We start from the raw sequence: 16,272 nt of genomic DNA, 5'->3' as shown, positions 1-16,272 counted from the left end.
GATTTCCCCACCCTGCGGGCCCGCCTTGCAAACCCCTTGCCCGCCGCCGATACCGCCGCCGCCGATGCTGCGCGTGCCCGGCAGGCCAGCCTGACCAAACCGCCCGGAAGCCTTGGCATACTGGAGGATCTGGCGGTGTTCATGGCCGCCTGGCAGGGGCGTGCGCGGCCCCGGATCGCGCGTGCTCAGGCGCTGATTTTCGCGGGCAATCACGGGATCTGTGCGCGCGGCGTCAACCCTTTTCCGCAGGCGGTAACGGCGCAGATGGTAGCGAATTTCCGTACGGGCGGCGCTGCGATCAACCAGCTTTGCCGTGCCTTTGACGCGCAGCTGTCGGTTGTCGCGCTGGAACTGGAGCGCCCGACGGGTGATTTCACCACGGGCCCGGCAATGACCGAGGCCGAGGTGCTGGAGGCGATGGCGCAAGGCGCGGCGGCGGTTGATCCGGGCGCCGATGTGCTGCTGCTGGGCGAGATGGGCATCGGCAATTCCACGGTCGCGGCGGCGCTTGCGCGGGGGCTTTTCGGCGGCCATGCCACTGACTGGGCCGGGCCGGGCACGGGGGCCGATGCCGAGGGCGTTTCGCTCAAGGCGCGGGTAATCGAGGAGGGGATCGCCCTCCATCGCCCTGATCCGCGCGACGGGCTGGGCCTGCTGGCCGCTTTCGGCGGGCGCGAACAGGCGGCGATCTGTGGCGCGGTTCTGGCGGCGCGGCAGGCACGGGTGCCGGTCATTCTGGACGGGTTCATCTGCACGGCGGCGGCGGCCGTGCTGCACCCGTTTGAGGGCGCGCTGGCGCATTGTCTGGCCGGGCATTGCAGCGCCGAGCCGGGGCACCGGCGGCTGCTTGATGCGCTGGGCCTGCGCCCGGTGCTGGCGCTGGATATGCGGCTGGGTGAAGGGTCAGGCGCGGCGGTGGCGCTTGGGGTGCTGCGCGCGGCGCTGTCGGTCCATGACGGGATGGCCACCTTTGAGGAGGCCGGGGTGTCTGGCGGCTGAACGCGGTGCATTGACATTCGCTGTCCGGCACCCATTTGTAGCGGCTGACATAACCGGCTGGCCATGATCCTCGCAGCGCGCCTCCTTGCTTTCCTTGGCTTGCTTCTGCTCGCGCCTCTGGCGCAGGCAGAGACCGGGGATCTGTCGCGTGACCTTCGCCTGATTGACGCCGAGGCGCTGGTTGAATCCCTCCTGCGTAAGGATGATCCCGCGCAGGACGCGGACGAGTCCGCAGGGCCACCCGCCCGGCCACAACAGGGCGCGGCGCAAGCCGCTCTGTCCGGCCCCTCACGGATGTCGCCCCAACCGGCCACTAACCCCCGTCACGCGCTGGCGCAGCCGCGCGCGCCCCCGTTCTGGAAAGTGTGAACTGCCTGACAGCATTCAACTTTTCGGAGAGTTTCCCCATGCGGAACTACCTTAGCCTCTGGCTGACGCTGGGCGGCGTCGCGGTTTTCATGATCTACGCGATCACCGTCATGATCCTGACCCCGGTCTGACCGGCAGCGCGTTCTTTCCCTTTCATCTTGCCCAAAATACGCGGGGGTGAATGGGCCGAAGGCCCAGAGGGGGCAAAGCCCCCTGAATTCTTGGGAAAGGAGATAGGGGGCGAGGCCCCCTGATCTTCTATTTGAAAGGCGAGGGGGCGCAGCCCCCTCAAGGGTGCGCCCTTTCCCCGGCGCACGGGTCAGTCGACGAAAGCACGCTCGACGACGAAGGAGCCCGGCGCGTTGTTCGCGCCTTCGGTCATGCCGGCTGCTTCACACAGGGCGCGGCAGTCATGCAGCATGGGAACCGAGCCACAGATCATCACGCGGTCCTCCGCCGGGTCCAGCGGCGGCAGGCCCAGATCGGCGAACACGCGGCCGGATGTCATGGCATCGGTGATCCGCATCTGGCGCGGATGCTCTTCCCGGGTGACGCAGGTATAATGCTCCAGCCGCCCCTGCGCGCTTTCGCCGACCAGCGGGTCGGCAAGCGTCTGGGCCACCAGTTGCTCGCCATAGGCCAGTTCGGCCTTTTCGCGGCAGCCGTGCAGCAGCACCACCTTCTCGAATTTCTCATAGGTCTCAGGGTCGCGCATCAGCGAGGCGAAGGGCGCAACGCCGGTGCCGGTGGACAGCATGTAAAGCCGCTTGCCCGGCAGGAGCGCATCCACCACCAGTGTGCCGGTCGATTTCTTGCGCATCAGCACCGTATCGCCTGCCTTGATCTTTTGCAGATGCTCGGTCAGCGGGCCGTCGGGCACCTTGATGGAATAGAACTCCAGCTCTTCATCCCAGGAAGGGGAGGCGATGGAATAGGCGCGGAACACTGGCTTTTCGGCATTCGGCAGTCCGATCATCACGAATTCGCCCGAGCGGAAGCGAAAGCTGGCAGGCCGCGTCATCCGGAAGCGGAACAGCCGGTCGGTGTAATGCTCAACCTCCGTCACGGTTTCGGCGAATATGTTGGCTGGAATCGGGAACGGAGCGGTCTGGGTGGAATCAAGTGACATGGCGCACCTTCGCATCTGGAACAGGGTTGGTCGGCAGCGGATGGCCGAATCCATAGCAAAATAATGTTCGTACACAAACAAAAAAATGAAGACGGCGGAGCAGGACAGTCACGCGGAGGGCGGCGGGTTTGGCCAGTGCCAGCCCATGGAAATCCCGGAAACTGCCGAAATTTTGGGTATTTACCGCAAGAAAGTGCCTGCCATGATCGCCTTTCAGGGTTCTTTCGGCGTGGTGCGAAAAAATTCTTGTGTGAGCGGGCAGGCTCTGCCAGATTGAAAGTAACTTGTATGCGGCCAAGTTTCAGGGCGCGCAGAATCCAGCCGAAAGCCAGATCATGCCAGCATTCCTTCGCCCCAGAACCATCTCCGAAGCGCTCTCTGCGCTGACGGATGCGCCGGGTCTGCGGATTGTCGCGGGCGGCACCGATGTTTACCCCTCGCTGGGCGCGGCGGTTGGGCGTGTGCCGTTGATGGACATCACCGGCATCGATTCCCTGCGCGGCGTCAGCCTCACCGAAAGCGGGCTGCGCATCGGTGCGCTTGCCAGCTGGACCGACGTGCAGCGCACCGCCCTTCCGCCCGCCTTTGCCGCACTGCAACAGGCCGGGCGCGAGGTGGGCTCGCCGCAGATCCAGAACGCAGGCACCGTCGCGGGCAATATCTGCAACGCCTCGCCCGCCGCCGATGGCACCGTGGCGCTGCTGGCGCTGGATGCGGTGGTGGAGCTTGCCGGGCCGGGTGGCACCCGCCGGATGCCGCTGGCCGGTTTCGTGACCGGGGTGCGCAAGATCGCGCTGGCGCCGGAGGAATTTGTGGTGGCCGTGCATGTGCCGGTGCCTGCTGGCCGGTCCGCGTTTCTGAAGCTGGGCGCGCGGCGCTATCTGGTGATATCCATCGCCATGGTGGCCACGCTGGTAGAGCGCGGGGCGGATGGCCGGATTGCGCGGGCCTCGGTGGCCGTGGGCGCCTGCTCGCCGGTGGCGCAGCGCCTGCCCCTGCTGGAGGCGCGTCTGACGGGGCTGGGCCGGGCCGACCTTGCCGGGGCGCTGCGCCCGGAAGATTTCGCGGCGCTGGCCCCGATCGGCGATGTGCGCGCCGAAGCGGCTTACCGTGTAGCTGCGGTGCCGGTGCTGGTGCGCCGCTGCCTTGAGCGCTGTCTGGAGGATTGAGATGAGCGATGCCGCCCTGAACAGGAAGTCGGACCAGAGCGCACCGGGCATGACCCTGTCGCTGGTTCTGAACGGCACCGCCCGGCAGGCCGGGGTAACCCCGCAGGCCCGCCTCAGCGCCGTTCTGCGTGAGGAATTTGGCTGCGAGGGTGTCAAGGTCGGCTGTGACGCGGGCGATTGCGGCGCCTGCACCGTGCTCATGGACGGCGCGCCGGTCTGCGCCTGCCTGATGCCCGCCGCCCGGGCTGAGGGCCGTATCGTCGAAACGGTGGAGGGACTGGCAGAAGCGCCGGGTATTCCCGGGGCGTTGCAGCGCGCGTTCCTGCGCCACGGCGCCGCGCAATGTGGTATCTGCACGCCGGGGATGCTGGTCTCTGCCGAGGCCCTCCTGCGCCGCAACCCCCGCCCGACCGAGGCCGAGGCCGAAGAGGCGATTTCAGGCGTTCTGTGCCGCTGCACCGGCTATGCCAAGATCATCAGCGCGATTGTTGATTGCCATGCGGAGGCCCCACCGGCACCCGATGGCGCCGTCGGTGCGCGGATCGAGCGGCTGGATGGCCTGCCCAAGGTTCTGGGCACCGATGCCTTCGGGGCTGACAACTGGCCCGAAGACACGCTGCTGGTGCGGGTGATCCGCAGCCCGTTTCATCATGCGCGTTTCGCCTTTGGCGATCTGGCGGCGTGGCGCGCGGCCCATCCCGGCCTGCGCGCAGTGCTGACAGCGGCGGATATTCCGGGGCGCAACCTGCATGGCGTCATCCCTCCGCTGGCCGATCAGCCGGTCTTTGCCGGAACCGCCACTCGCTTCAAGGGTGAGGCCGTGGCGGCGGTGGTTGGCCCGCGCGCGCTGATCGAGGCGCTGGATCTGGCCGGTTTTCCCGTGGAATGGCAGGAGCTTGATGCCGCCCTTACCATTGACGCCGCGCTGGATGCGGGCGCGCCGCAGGTTCATGAGGGCCGGGCGGGCAATGTTCTGGTCAAGGGGTTCGTGCGCCGGGGCACGCCGGAAACCGCGCTGAGCGGCGCGGCGGTGGTGGCGGAAGGCCAGTTCTCCAGCGGTTTCGTGGAACACGCCTATATCGAGCCTGAGGCCGGGTTCGCCCGCCGCGTCGGTGATCGGCTGGAGGTTTTCGCCTGCACGCAGGCCCCGCATATGGACCGCGACGATCTGGCGCTGATCATGGGGTTGCCGGTCGATGCCATCCGCATTCTGCCTTCTGCCGTGGGCGGTGGCTTCGGCTCCAAGCTGGATCTGTCGGTGCAGCCCTATATCGCGCTGGCAGCCTGGGTGAGTGGCGCGCCCTGCGGCATGGTCTATACCCGCACGGAATCGATTCAATCCTCCACCAAACGCCACCCGTCGCAGATCACCGCCCGCATCGGCGCGGATGCTGAGGGCAAGCTGGTGGGGATGGTGTTTGAGGGGTATTTCAACACCGGTGCCTATGCCTCATGGGGGCCGACGGTGGCGAACCGGGTGCCGGTGCATGCCTCCGGGCCCTATAGCGTGCCGCATTATGAGGCGCGCTCGGTCGCGGTGCACAGCCATTGCGCGCCTTCCGGTGCGTTCCGGGGTTTTGGTGTGCCGCAAAGCTCGGTCGTGCAGGAAAGCCTGTTTGACGAGCTGGCCGATGCCGTGGGCATGGACCGGCTGGAGTTTCGCATCCTGAACGCGCTGGGCGTGGGGCAGCCTACTGTGACGGGGCAGGTGTTTGCGCAGGGTGTGGGCATCCGCGCCTGCCTTGAGGCCCTGCGCGATGACTGGGCCGCGCGCCGCGCGCAAACCGCTGCCTTCAACGCTGAGCAGGCGCGCATCGGCGGGCCGCTGCGGCGCGGGGTCGGTGTGGCGGGGATGTGGTATGGCTGCGGGAATACATCGCTGCCGAACCCTTCCACCATCCGGGTGGGGCTGAAAGCCGATGGCACGCTGGTGCTGCATCAGGGCGCGGTGGATATCGGGCAGGGCTCCAACACCGTGATCACCCAGATCTGCGCCGAGGCGCTGGGCCTGCCGGTATCGGCCTTCACGCTGGTCGGTGCCGATACCGACCTGACGCCGGATGCAGGCAAGACCTCGGCCTCGCGCCAGACCTTCGTTTCGGGCGGGGCATCGCTGCGGGCCGGGGCGGCGCTGCGCTGGCAGATATTGCGGCGGCTGAATGCGGGCGAGGGGGCGCGGCTGACACTGACGGGCAGCGTGATCAGTGCCGGGGATGCGCGGCTTGATCTGGCCACGCTGGCCAATGAGGCAAATGCGCTGGGCTATGTGCTGATGGCCGAGGAAACCTATGACCCACCCACCAGCCCGCTCGATGAAAACGGGCAGGGCGAACCCTATGCCGCCTATGGCTGGGGCGCGCATCTGGCAGAGGTGGAGGTTGATACCGAACTTGGCCTGATCCGCACCCGCGATCTGGTCTGCGCGCATGACGTGGGCCGCGCGATCAACCCCACATTGCTGGAAGGCCAGATCGAAGGCGGATCGGCGCAGGGCCTGGGCTTTGCGCTGATGGAGGAATTCATTCCCGGCCGCACGGAAAACCTGCATGATTACCTGATCCCCACGGCGGGCGATGTGCCGCGCGTGCGCTCGATCCTCATTGAAGACCCCGATGCGCATGGGCCGTTCGGGGCCAAGGGCATCGGCGAGCAGGTGCTCATTCCCACCGCGCCCGCCATTCTCAACGCGGTGCGCGATGCCACGGGTGCGCGCCTGCGCCACCTTCCCGCCACGCCTGACAAGGTGTTGCGCGCCCTCCATGATGTGAAGAGCTGACGCCATGACCGATAACACCACTACCCTGCCGCCCCCCGCCCCCCGCGCGCGCCGCGAAAAGCCTGAAAAGATCCGCTGCGATGCCTGCCCGGTCCTGTGCTTCATCGCCGAGGGCCGCGCCGGGGCCTGTGACCGCTACGCCAATGTCGAAGGCGTGCTGACCCGCGTTGACCCGCTGGTCATTCTGGACCGCGCGGTGCAATCCGGCGGTGAGGTGGTTTCCTTTCTGGACAAGGGCCGCGAATGGGAAGGCGAGATTGTCCAGCCGCCGGAGCGGTTTCTGACCGCCGTGGGCGCGGGCACCACCTACCCGGATTACAAGCCTGCGCCCTTCATCGTCTCCAGCCAGATGAACGGGGTGGATATGGTGACGGTGGTGACCGAGGGGATATTTTCCTACTGCGGCGTCAAGCTGAAGATCGACACCGACCGCCACCTTGGCAATGAGACCGCCATCGTGCGTTATCAGGGCGAAGCCGTGGGCCATGTCACAACCGGCGAGTACGGCAGCCAGATGATCAGCCTTGGCGGCGTGCATCATCTGACCGGCGGCTCCAAGAAGGAAGGCCGTGCCACCTGCGAGGCGCTTTTGCACCTGTGCAACCGCCAGCCGGTGGAATTGCAGATCGACGAGGGCGTCAGCATCCTGGTGGAGGCGGGCAAGGCCCCGGTCATCGACGGCCAGCGCGAAGAGCGGATGCGGGTGGGCTGCGGATCGGCGGCGATCGGCATGTTCGCGCAGCAATGGTTCCGCCATGTCGATGAGGTGGTGGTGGTCGATGACCATATCACCGGCGTGCTGTCCGAGCATCAGGCGGGCAAGCTGCTGGACGTGCCGCCCACCGGCATCAAGATCAAGGGCCAGAAAAGCACGCCGGGCCGCTATTTCCGCGTGGCCGAGCCGGGGCAGGGCTGGGGCGGCACCAATATCGACGACCCGCTGACGATCATCGACCGTTTTGACCCCAAGGTGGCGAAGCCCGGGATGAAAATGCTCATGGTTTCCACCACCGGCGACCATTCGGGCTATTTCGTGCTGGATGAGGGTCTGAACCCCGTCGCTACCGAGATGCCCGAAGCGGTGCGCGACTCCGTTCTGCGGGTGCAGGAAAACTGCGAACCGGCGCTGTGCTCGGTCGTGTTCATCGGCGGCGCGGGCGGCAGCCTGCGCGCAGGCGTGACCGAGAACCCAGTGAAACTGACCCGCTCGGTCCGCGACACGCTGACTTATGTGACATCGGGCGGGGCGGCGGTCTATATCTGGCCGGGCGGCGGCATCACCTATATGGTCGATGTGACGCAAATGCCCGAAAATTCATTCGGTTATGTGCCCACGCCAGCGCTGGTGGCACCGATCGAGTTTTCCATGCGCCTGTCCGATTATGAGGCGCTGGGCGGGCATATGGCCTCGATCCGGCCCTTGGCCGAGGTAAGCGACCGCCAGCTGAGCCTTGGCACTGATCAGGGGCATTGGCCGGTGCTGCCGCATCACTTCAGCTGGAACCGCAAGTCGTGAGCATGCACCATCGCCTCTTGCCGGACGGGCGCCGCCTGCATCTTGGCCACGGCCCGATCGACCTGATCGTGCAGCCCGAGGGGCCGGAGGCGGCGGTGGCAGAGGCATATCGCCGGGCGGTGGCGCGGTTTGACGGTTTGCTGGAAGAGCTGGTGACGGAACTGCCGCTGCTGCGCCAGCCGGTCCAGCGCGGGAAATGCCCCCTGCGCGGGCCGGTGGCGCGGCGGATGTGGCAGGCGGCAGCGCGTTTCGCGCCCGCCTTTGTCACGCCCATGGCGGGGGTCGCCGGGGCGGTGGCCGAGGCGGTGCTGCGCGCCATGACCGGGGTGCCGGGCCTGACACGCGCTTCAGTCAACAACGGCGGCGATATCGCGCTGTTCCTCGCACCGGGGGCAATGGCATGGCGGCTTGGCGTGGTGGTGGACCCCCTCAACCCGGCCTCGCCGGGCGTGCTGGAAATCGGCGCGGCACATGCCTGCCGGGGCGTGGCGACCAGTGGCGCGAAGGGCCGCAGCCATTCGCTGGGCATTGCCGACAGCGTGACGGTGCTGGCCACGGATGCCCCCACCGCCGATGTGGCGGCCACGCTTCTGGCCAACTCCGTCGATCTGCCCGGCCACCCTTCCATCATCCGCGAGCCCGCGCAGGAGCTGTCGCCTGACAGCGATCTGGGCGCGCGGCTGGTGACGGTCTCAGTTGGCACGCTGACCGATGCCGAGGTCGCGCAGGCGCTTGACGCAGGTGAAGACATGGCAGATGCCATGCGGGCGGCGGGCCATATCCTGGGCGCGGTGCTGGTGTTGCAAGGCCGGGTGCGGCTGGTGGGCCGGGTGCCTATGGCGATAGAAAATTCTGGAATATCAAACGGAAAGTTGCTCAATGTCTGAAATCAAGATCCGCAAACAGGCGATCCTGTCCGAGGAAATTTTCCACGAGGGCGGGCCGGTCGCAAGCGAACCCCTGCGCCGCGTGGCGATGATCAGCGTCATCGAAAACCCCTTCGCCGGGCGGTATGAGCCCGAGATCACCGGCTTCATGAAAACGCTGGAACCGCTGGGGCTGGCCATGGCAAAGCGCATCATCGAGGTGCTGGGCGGTGATCCCTCGGTGGTTGAAGGCTATGGCAAGGGCGCGATTGTCGGTGCTGCGGGCGAGCTGGAACACGGCGCGCTGTGGCATGTGCCCGGTGGCTATGCGATGCGCGAAACGCTGGGTGACGCCAAGGCCATCGTGCCCTCGACCAAGAAGGTGGGCGGCGTTGGCACAAGGCTGGATGTGCCGATCACGCATGTCGATGCCTCCTATGTGCGCAGCCATTTTGACGCGATGGAAGTGGGGCTGAGCGATGCTCCGCGCGCCAATGAACTGGCGCTGATCCTTGTCATGACGACAGGGTCGCGCATCCATGCCCGCGTCGGCGGGCTGGACAAAAAGGATATCGTGGGCAAGGACGGTCTGCGATAAGGCGGATAACCCGGGCGGGTTGTCTGACAGGCCCGGAACAACCGGGCGGAATTCAACAAGGAGACGAGGAATGAACTGGAAGACTTTGCTGGCCGCAGTGGCGGGGGTTGGCTTTGCGCTGCCCGCTCTGGCGCAGGACCGTGAATTCCGGCTGGGGCTGATCACGCCGCCGGTCCATGTGTGGAATCAGGAGGTTGCCGCACTCAATGACACGCTTCAGGAAGTGTCCGGCGGGCGCTTCTCGGTCGTGGCTTTCCCCTCGGGGCAGCTGGGCAACGAGGCGACGATGCTGCAGCAGTTGCAGACCGGCGCGCTGGACATGGCATGGCTGACCACCGCTGAGGTGACCACCCGTGTGCCCGACATGGCCGCGCTGCACGCGCCCTTCCTTGTCGACAACATCGCCGATGCGGCCGAGGTGCTCCGTTCCGAGCCCGCGCGCGAGATTCTGGATGGCCTGCCGCGTGCCACCGGCACCGTGGGCATCTGCTACGCGATGACCGGCATGCGCCAGCTGATGACGCGCCAGCCGGTCAATTCGGCGGCAGACCTGAGCGGTATGCGCTTCCGCATCACGCCTGCGCCTGCGATCCGCACCTTCTTTGAGATGTTCGGCGCGGCTCCCGCGCCGATGCCGCTGACCCAGGTGTATGACGCGCTGGCCAATGGCCAGATTGACGCCATCGACATGGATTTCGAATCGATCATCAACTTCCGCTACTATGAACATGCACCCAACATGATGGTCACCAACCACCACATGTTCGGCATGGTGGCGCTGGTTTCGGCCCGTGTCTGGGGTGCGATGAGCGAAGAAGACCGTACGCTGATCGGCGACGCCATTCAGCTGCATTGCGACCGCACCATCGACCGTTTCGTCGATGAAGAGGCCGGGAAGCTGGAGCGCCTGCGCGAGGCCTCGGGCATCAACATCACCGACAATGTCGGCCCCGAGTTCTTTGGCGATATCGTCGAGCGCTGGGATGCCGAATGGGCCAACCAGACCCCCTATGTCGCGCGCCTGCGTGAGCTGGTCGCCGGGCTCTGAGCTTTGACCGGCGGCAGGGCGCGGCCAAGGTCGCGCCCTGTTGCGGTTTACCTGAACATGGCTTGCCCCGGCGGAGGTTCGGATGCCCCCTATCAGAGTGTTGCGCGCCCTGTCTGACGCGCTGAGCCGGATTGAACGGCTGGCGCTGATCGTGCTGATCGCCGGTGTGGCGCTGTTCGTGCTGATGAATGTCACCTTCCGGCTGTTCAACGTCACGTTGGCCTGGGCCGATGAAATGGCCATCCTGTCGATGACGCTGGCAGGCTTTGTCGGCGCCTCGCTGATGCTGCGGGCGCGGACCGACCCGGCGGTGCTGATCCTGCATGAGATGGCCGCCAAATCCGTGGTGCGGGTGCTGCGTATCGTCGTTTCAGCGCTGGCGGCCGGGTTCGGGCTGGTTCTGCTGTGGCTGTGCTGGCGCTGGTTCAACCTGCCGGGGCTGGCGGCGGTGGGGTTTGACGTTGCCGAGTTCGAGATGGCGAGCTTCAACTTCCTTTATACCGAGCAGACGCCGGTGCTGGGCCAGCCGTATTTCTGGTTCTTCCTGATCATGCCCTGGTTTGCGCTGACGCTCAGCGTTCATGCCCTGACCAATCTGGCCGAGGATCTGGGCCTGCTGGAACCGCGCCCGGTGGCGCAGGACTTCACCCAAAGCGAGGGCTGACCCGATGACGACGCTTGCCTTCCTTCTGCTGATGGTGGTCGGTCTGCCGATTGGCCTGATCCTGTGCATCGCGGCGCTGGTCTTCATCTTTGAAACCGGAAACCCGCTTCTGCTCGACAGCTACCCGCTCAAGCTGTTCTCGTCGCTGGACAATTTCGGGCTGCTGGCGATTCCGCTGTTTATCCTGATTGGTGAGCTGATGAATGGCGCGGGCATCACCACGCGGCTGGTGCGGCTGGCGGCGGCCTTTGTCGGCGCGCTCAAGGGCGGGCTGGCCTATATCAACCTGCTGGCGAACATGATGGTGGCGTCGATCCTTGGTTCAGCCACGGCGCAGATTGCGATGATGAGCCAGGTGATGGTGCCCGAAATGCAGCGCGCGGGCTATGACAAGGGGTTCGCGGCGGGGCTGACGGCCTTTGGCGGGCTGCTGGGGCCGATCATCCCGCCGTCAATTGTCTTCGTGGTCTATGCGGTGCTGGCGCAGGTGGCGGTGCGCGACATGCTGCTTGCGGGCATTCTGCCGGGCCTGCTGCTGACCACGCTGTTCATTCTGACCGTGGCGGGGCTGGGCTGGCGCTATAACTATCCGCGCGGCGAGAAGCTGAGCTGGCGCGCGCGGTTTGCCGCGCTGCGCGATGCGCTGCCGATGCTGACCATCCCCTTCGTGATCATCGGTACGATTGTCGGCGGCTTCGGTTCCCCGACCGAGGCGGCGGCGATCGGCGCGGTGGTGGCAACGGGTATCGGCATGGTCTACACCCGCTCGCTGAAGCTGCGCGATTTTCCGGTGATCCTGCTGCGCACCGGGCTGAGCTCGGCGCTGGTGCTGTTTCTGGTGGCGGCGGCGGGGGTGTTCTCATGGGTGCTGATCTTCGGGCAGGTGCCGCAGACGGCCGCCGCATGGATCCAGTCGGTGGCGACAACGCCGGTGGCCTTCATGCTGCTGGTGCTGGTGCTGCTGCTGATCGTGGGCACAGTGATTGACGGGATACCGGGGCTGATCATGGTGGTGCCGATCCTGCTGCCGATTGCAACTCAGGTCTATGGTATCCACCCGCTGCATTTCGGAGTTGTGGTGTCGGTGAACCTGATCCTGGGGCTGCTGTCACCGCCGGTGGGGATCGGGCTGTATGTCGCGGCCTCGGTCAGCGGGGTCAGCGCGATGCGGGTCTTCTATGTGGCGATCCCGTTCTTTCTGGTGGCCTGCATGGCGCTGGTGGTGCTGGCGCTGGTGCCCTGGCTGAGCCTTGCATTGGTGGGCGGGTGAACGCGATCAAGTAATCGCGTGGAAGCGCCTTCAAAGGCGCTTCCCGTCCCGTACTCAGCCGATCTTGCGCAGCAGTCGCACCAGCGTGGCCTGTTCGCTGCGCGTCAGCGGCGCCAGCGTCAGGCGGGTGATTTCCTGGGCAAGGGGCAGCACACGGTGGGTCACCCGCTCTCCCTCGGCGGTCAGGCGGACCAGATGCATGCGGTTGTCATCGGGTGAGGGGATCTTGTCGATCAGCCCGCGCTGGTGCAGGCGCTTGACCACCCCGTTGATGGTGGAATTGTCCATCGCCGTCTGGCGGCCCAGCGAGTTCTGCGACGAGGGCCCCACTTCCAGCAGCTTGGCCAAAGTGGCGAATTGTTGCGCCGTCAGCCCTTCGACCATATGCGCCGAAAAGATGCTCAGGTGGCGTTGCTGGGCCTTGCGCAGCAAAAAGCCGGTCTGCGCGTCCAGAACATAGCGCCGCCGCCCGCGGCGGGCGGGCGGCGTATCGTCTGTCTCAAACTCGTCAGCTCTGTCCAAGCGCGGCTCCCTGCGGTTATCGCAGGCCATCCTTACCCACGATTTCACCCTTTGTCAGCCCGCCAACGCGGGGCAGGGGACGGCCTGAATCGGTCACCGAAACGGCGACCATGATCTCATTGGCGCGCGGCGCGTCATTGAGCTGCACCACCGCCGCATCGAAATGGCTGCGCACATAGGCCGCGTCCTTGTGGCCCAGCGGCACATCCAGCGGCTGCCCCGGCCCGCCCATCTTCTTGGACGAGGGCACGAGCGCGGCACCGCTGCCCACCGCCGCGCGCAGCGGTGCGCCCAGACGGGGGTGGAGGATGGCGGCGGCGTGTTCCAGCTCGCCGTTCTCGCCGACCATCGCGGCCTTGCCGTAGCTTTCCGCCGCGTCGGGCGCGATGCCCAATGCCTCGACACAGCGACGGCCCAGCAGGTCACCCATTTCGGTGCCGATCTGCATCAGCACCTCAAGGTCTTCCGCGTAGCGCCCGGCCAGCGGGTTTTCGATCACCGCCACAGCCGTGGCCTTGCGGGTGGCGGGGCTGATCGCCTTGCCCATTTCCAGATGCGTCTCCTCAAGGAAAACGGCGATTTTGCGGATTTTGGCTTGCATGATATCCCTCCTCAGATGCGCGGCACACGGGCCGATGGCGGGGTGGAGCGCGAGCGCCCGGTGCGCATCTTGCCGTCGATCATCACCGCCGCGATGCCGGGGATGTTGCCCATCGCCATGGCCTCCAGCACGTTCTTGCCCGCTGATCCATCCGGGCGGTCAAGGAAGACGATATCGGCGGGGCGACCGGCCTCCAGCATGCCCTGATCAATCTTGCGCTTGCGGGTGATGTTGCCGGTGGCGCAGCAGATCGCCTGTTCAGCGGGCAGGCCGCCAAAGCTGGCCAGCAGCGTCACCATCCGCAGCATGCCGTTGGGCTGCACGCCGGACCCGGCTGGCGCATCGGTGCCCAGCAGGAAATCACCCAGCCGCCCGGCCTCAAGCGCGGCTTCCATCGCCACGATGGCCGATTTCTCGTTGCCGTTATGCACGGCCTCCAGCGCGCCGGTGGCGTGTTTGCACAGCTCGCGCACCGCCTCATGCGGGATCGAGGTGGGGCCGCCGTTGATATGGCTGACCACATCGGGCTGCGCCATCAGCACATCCTCCGCCGTGACCAGATGCGAGCCCGCAATCGACGGGCCGCCGGTGTGCATGATCGTCTCAATCCCCAGCTCCCGGCACCAGCCGGTGACGCGCGCGGCATCAGCGCCCTTGGCGACCGTGCCCAGACCGATCTCGCCGATCCGGTGGATACCTGCGGCCTTCAGGCTGGCATAGAAATCGCGGTCGAAATCAAGCTCGGGCACCGGCGCACCGGCGATGACCTTGGCGCCGATGGGGCGGAAATTCTGGAAGCAGCGCTGCGCCACCATGGCCAGCGCGCGCACGCCCTCGGCATCCTTGGGGCGGCCCGGCAGATGCACCTCGCCCGCCGACAGAAAGCTGGTGACCGCGCCGTTCACATTCATCTCGATCCAGCCAAGCTGGTTCTGGCGCGGCGTCCAGTCACCAAAGACCGGGTGTGTGTGGCTGTCGATCAGGCCGGGCATGACGGCGCAACCCTGCGCATCAATCTCGCTGTCGGCATCATCAGCGGTGAACCCGGCAATCACCCCGTCCTCGATCAGCACACAATCGCTGTCCAGAATGGGCTTATTCAGATCACCGCTCAGCAGAAGGCCGATATTGCGGATCAAGATCCGGCCTTTTGCCGGCAGTTCCTGTGCTTCAGCGGCCATGATGCCCTCCTCAGGTTTTGTTGGTGTAGAAACGATATCAGCCCCGCGCGCAGGGCCGCAAGAACGAAGTTACCGCGCCCGCCTGCGCCGCCATAGCGCCATCGCCACCGGCGCCAGCACGGCGGCCAGCGACATCAGGATCAGCGTCAGCGCGATGGGGCGTTCGATGAAAACTGTCCACGAACCCCGCGACAGGATCAGCGAGCGGCGCAGATTTTCTTCAAGGATTGGACCCAGGATCAGGCCGAAGACCAGCGGGGCGGGCGGAAGGCGCAGCAGGAACATCACATAGCCCAGAACGCCGAAGAACAGCATCACATAGACATCGGTCAGGCTGTTGCGGATCGCAAACGCGCCCACCACGCACAACAGCGCGATGGTGCAGAAAAGAAGCGTGCGCGGCACCCGCATGATCTGGGCGACCACCCGCATGAAGCCAAAGCCAATCACCAGCGTCAGCACCACGGCCAGAAACACCGCCACATAGATCCCGGCGACAAAGCCCGGATTGTTGGCAAACAGCATCGGGCCGGGGCGCAACCCGTGGATCAGCAGCGCGCCCATCAGCACCGCCGTGATCGGATCGCCCGGAATGCCCAGCGTCATCATCGGCACCAGCGAGCCGCCGACCGAGGCGCTGTTGGCGGCCTCAGGCCCCGCGATGCCCGCCGGTTCACCCTTGCCGAAATTCCCGGGCGTGCGCGACAGGCGTTTTTCCTGCGCATAGGTCAGGGCCACGGCGATGGCCGACCCGGCAGCGGGGATGGCGCCGACAAAGGTGCCGATCACGCCGCCGCGCAGGATCGGCTTCCACAGCTTCGCCACGGCGCTGAAGGGCGGCATCAACCGCCCGATATGCGGCACGCGTGGCAACCCCTCACGCCCCGCCGCAAGGTTGCGCAATACCTCGGCGAGGCCGAAAATGCCCACGGTCACCGGCACCAGCTCGATCCCCGATTGCAGCGTGCGGGTGCCGAAATCGAACCGCGCGGTATCGGTCAGCAGATCGAAGCCGACCATGCCCAGCAACACCCCCACCGCCGCCACCAGAATGCCGCGAAACGTGGACCCGCCCGAGGCAAAGGACAACAGGACAAGGCCGAAAACCGTCGCCATGGCAAATTCGGGGCTGCGGAAGCTCATGGCCGCCTGCGCCACAACCGGGGCCAGCGTGACTAGCAGCGCCAGCCCGATCAGCCCACCGATGGTGGAGGAGATCAGCGCATAGGCCAGCGCATGGCCCGCCTTGCCTTGCTGGGCCATGGGGTAGCCGTCAAACTGGGTGACGATAGCGCCGGGCGTGCCGGGAATATTGATCAGGATCGCCGATATCGACCCGCCATAAACGCTGGAAACAAACACCGCGATCAGGAACAGCATCGCCGCCGCCGGTTCCAGCCCGAAGCTGACCGGCAGCAGGATCGCCAGCGCCATGGTGGAGCTGACACCGGGCAGCGCGCCCAGCACGATGCCGATTCCCACCCCCACCAGCGCCAGTCCCCACATGTGCGGGGTCATCAGATAGTCCAGCAGTGTCTGGGCGAAGAGGTCCAGGATCATGATT

16 protein-coding genes are annotated in these 16,272 nt (G+C 66.1%); 11 read left to right on the top strand and 5 right to left on the bottom strand.

The window, feature by feature from the left end:
• Positions 1–12 precede the first annotated feature (12 nt).
• Together cobT and V7Q53_RS14435 are read left to right on the top strand one after the other, a co-directional pair.
• Positions 13–999, top strand: coding sequence for a nicotinate-nucleotide--dimethylbenzimidazole phosphoribosyltransferase (gene cobT, locus V7Q53_RS14440; protein WP_333829321.1), 987 nt, complete (start codon positions 13–15; stop codon positions 997–999).
• Between the two features lie 63 nt (positions 1,000–1,062).
• Complete coding sequence (locus V7Q53_RS14435) at positions 1,063–1,368, top strand: hypothetical protein (RefSeq protein ID WP_333829318.1); 306 nt, start codon at positions 1,063–1,065, stop codon at positions 1,366–1,368.
• A 319-nt stretch (positions 1,369–1,687) separates the two neighbouring features.
• Here the strand turns inward: V7Q53_RS14435 and V7Q53_RS14430 are convergent, their stop codons facing one another.
• Positions 1,688–2,497: a ferredoxin--NADP reductase gene (locus tag V7Q53_RS14430; protein WP_333829317.1), complete on the bottom strand. Its 810-nt coding sequence runs from the start codon at positions 2,495–2,497 to the stop codon at positions 1,688–1,690.
• A gap of 85 nt (positions 2,498–2,582) precedes the next feature.
• Here V7Q53_RS14430 and V7Q53_RS14425 point away from each other — a divergent pair, with 85 nt between their 5' ends.
• The 9 genes from V7Q53_RS14425 (at position 2,583) to V7Q53_RS14385 (ending at position 12,404) form a co-directional block, all read left to right on the top strand.
• The gene (locus V7Q53_RS14425) at positions 2,583–2,774 is read left to right on the top strand and encodes a hypothetical protein (protein WP_333829316.1); all 192 of its coding nucleotides are present in this window, start codon (positions 2,583–2,585) and stop codon (positions 2,772–2,774) included.
• Between the two features lie 58 nt (positions 2,775–2,832).
• Complete coding sequence (locus tag V7Q53_RS14420; protein WP_333829315.1) at positions 2,833–3,666, top strand: FAD binding domain-containing protein; 834 nt, start codon at positions 2,833–2,835, stop codon at positions 3,664–3,666.
• 1 nt (position 3,667) lies between these two features.
• Entirely contained in the window at positions 3,668–6,442 is a 2,775-nt protein-coding gene (locus tag V7Q53_RS14415; protein ID WP_442954435.1) for a molybdopterin-dependent oxidoreductase, read from the top strand.
• Between the two features lie 4 nt (positions 6,443–6,446).
• Complete coding sequence (locus V7Q53_RS14410) at positions 6,447–7,958, top strand: 6-hydroxynicotinate reductase (RefSeq protein WP_333829314.1); 1,512 nt, start codon at positions 6,447–6,449, stop codon at positions 7,956–7,958.
• Between the two features lie 2 nt (positions 7,959–7,960).
• Positions 7,961–8,845: a UPF0280 family protein gene (locus V7Q53_RS14405; protein WP_333829319.1), complete on the top strand. Its 885-nt coding sequence runs from the start codon at positions 7,961–7,963 to the stop codon at positions 8,843–8,845.
• Positions 8,838–9,422 carry an amino acid synthesis family protein gene (locus V7Q53_RS14400; protein WP_333829313.1) on the top strand — a complete coding sequence of 195 codons (585 nt, stop codon included), beginning with the start codon at positions 8,838–8,840 and terminating at the stop codon, positions 9,420–9,422. The genes V7Q53_RS14405 and V7Q53_RS14400 overlap by 8 nt, the downstream gene beginning before the upstream one ends.
• A 70-nt stretch (positions 9,423–9,492) precedes the next feature.
• The gene (locus V7Q53_RS14395; protein ID WP_333829312.1) at positions 9,493–10,470 is read left to right on the top strand and encodes a TRAP transporter substrate-binding protein; all 978 of its coding nucleotides are present in this window, start codon (positions 9,493–9,495) and stop codon (positions 10,468–10,470) included.
• 82 nt (positions 10,471–10,552) lie between these two features.
• Positions 10,553–11,134 (top strand): TRAP transporter small permease, encoded by a 582-nt coding sequence (locus tag V7Q53_RS14390; RefSeq protein WP_333829311.1) that lies wholly within the window; start codon positions 10,553–10,555, stop codon positions 11,132–11,134.
• Positions 11,135–11,138: 4 nt separating this feature from the next.
• On the top strand, positions 11,139–12,404 hold the full coding sequence (locus V7Q53_RS14385) for a TRAP transporter large permease (RefSeq protein WP_333829309.1): 1,266 nt from the start codon (positions 11,139–11,141) through the stop codon (positions 12,402–12,404).
• A gap of 54 nt (positions 12,405–12,458) precedes the next feature.
• On the opposite strand, the gene V7Q53_RS14380 is transcribed toward V7Q53_RS14385, so the two are convergent.
• The 4 genes from V7Q53_RS14380 to V7Q53_RS14365 form a co-directional block, all read right to left on the bottom strand.
• Entirely contained in the window at positions 12,459–12,926 is a 468-nt protein-coding gene (locus V7Q53_RS14380; protein WP_333829308.1) for a MarR family winged helix-turn-helix transcriptional regulator, read from the bottom strand.
• A gap of 16 nt (positions 12,927–12,942) precedes the next feature.
• Positions 12,943–13,527 (bottom strand): amino acid synthesis family protein, encoded by a 585-nt coding sequence (locus tag V7Q53_RS14375; RefSeq protein WP_333829307.1) that lies wholly within the window; start codon positions 13,525–13,527, stop codon positions 12,943–12,945.
• Between the two features lie 11 nt (positions 13,528–13,538).
• Entirely contained in the window at positions 13,539–14,708 is a 1,170-nt protein-coding gene (locus V7Q53_RS14370) for an amidohydrolase family protein (RefSeq protein ID WP_333829306.1), read from the bottom strand.
• A 69-nt stretch (positions 14,709–14,777) separates the two neighbouring features.
• Positions 14,778–16,268: a tripartite tricarboxylate transporter permease gene (locus tag V7Q53_RS14365; RefSeq protein WP_333829305.1), complete on the bottom strand. Its 1,491-nt coding sequence runs from the start codon at positions 16,266–16,268 to the stop codon at positions 14,778–14,780.
• Positions 16,269–16,272: the final 4 nt, after the last annotated feature.

This window comes from Pararhodobacter sp., assembly GCF_036802785.1.
In the GTDB taxonomy this organism is placed as follows: domain Bacteria; phylum Pseudomonadota; class Alphaproteobacteria; order Rhodobacterales; family Rhodobacteraceae; genus Pararhodobacter.
This window is presented reverse-complemented; position numbering and strand designations above follow the sequence as displayed.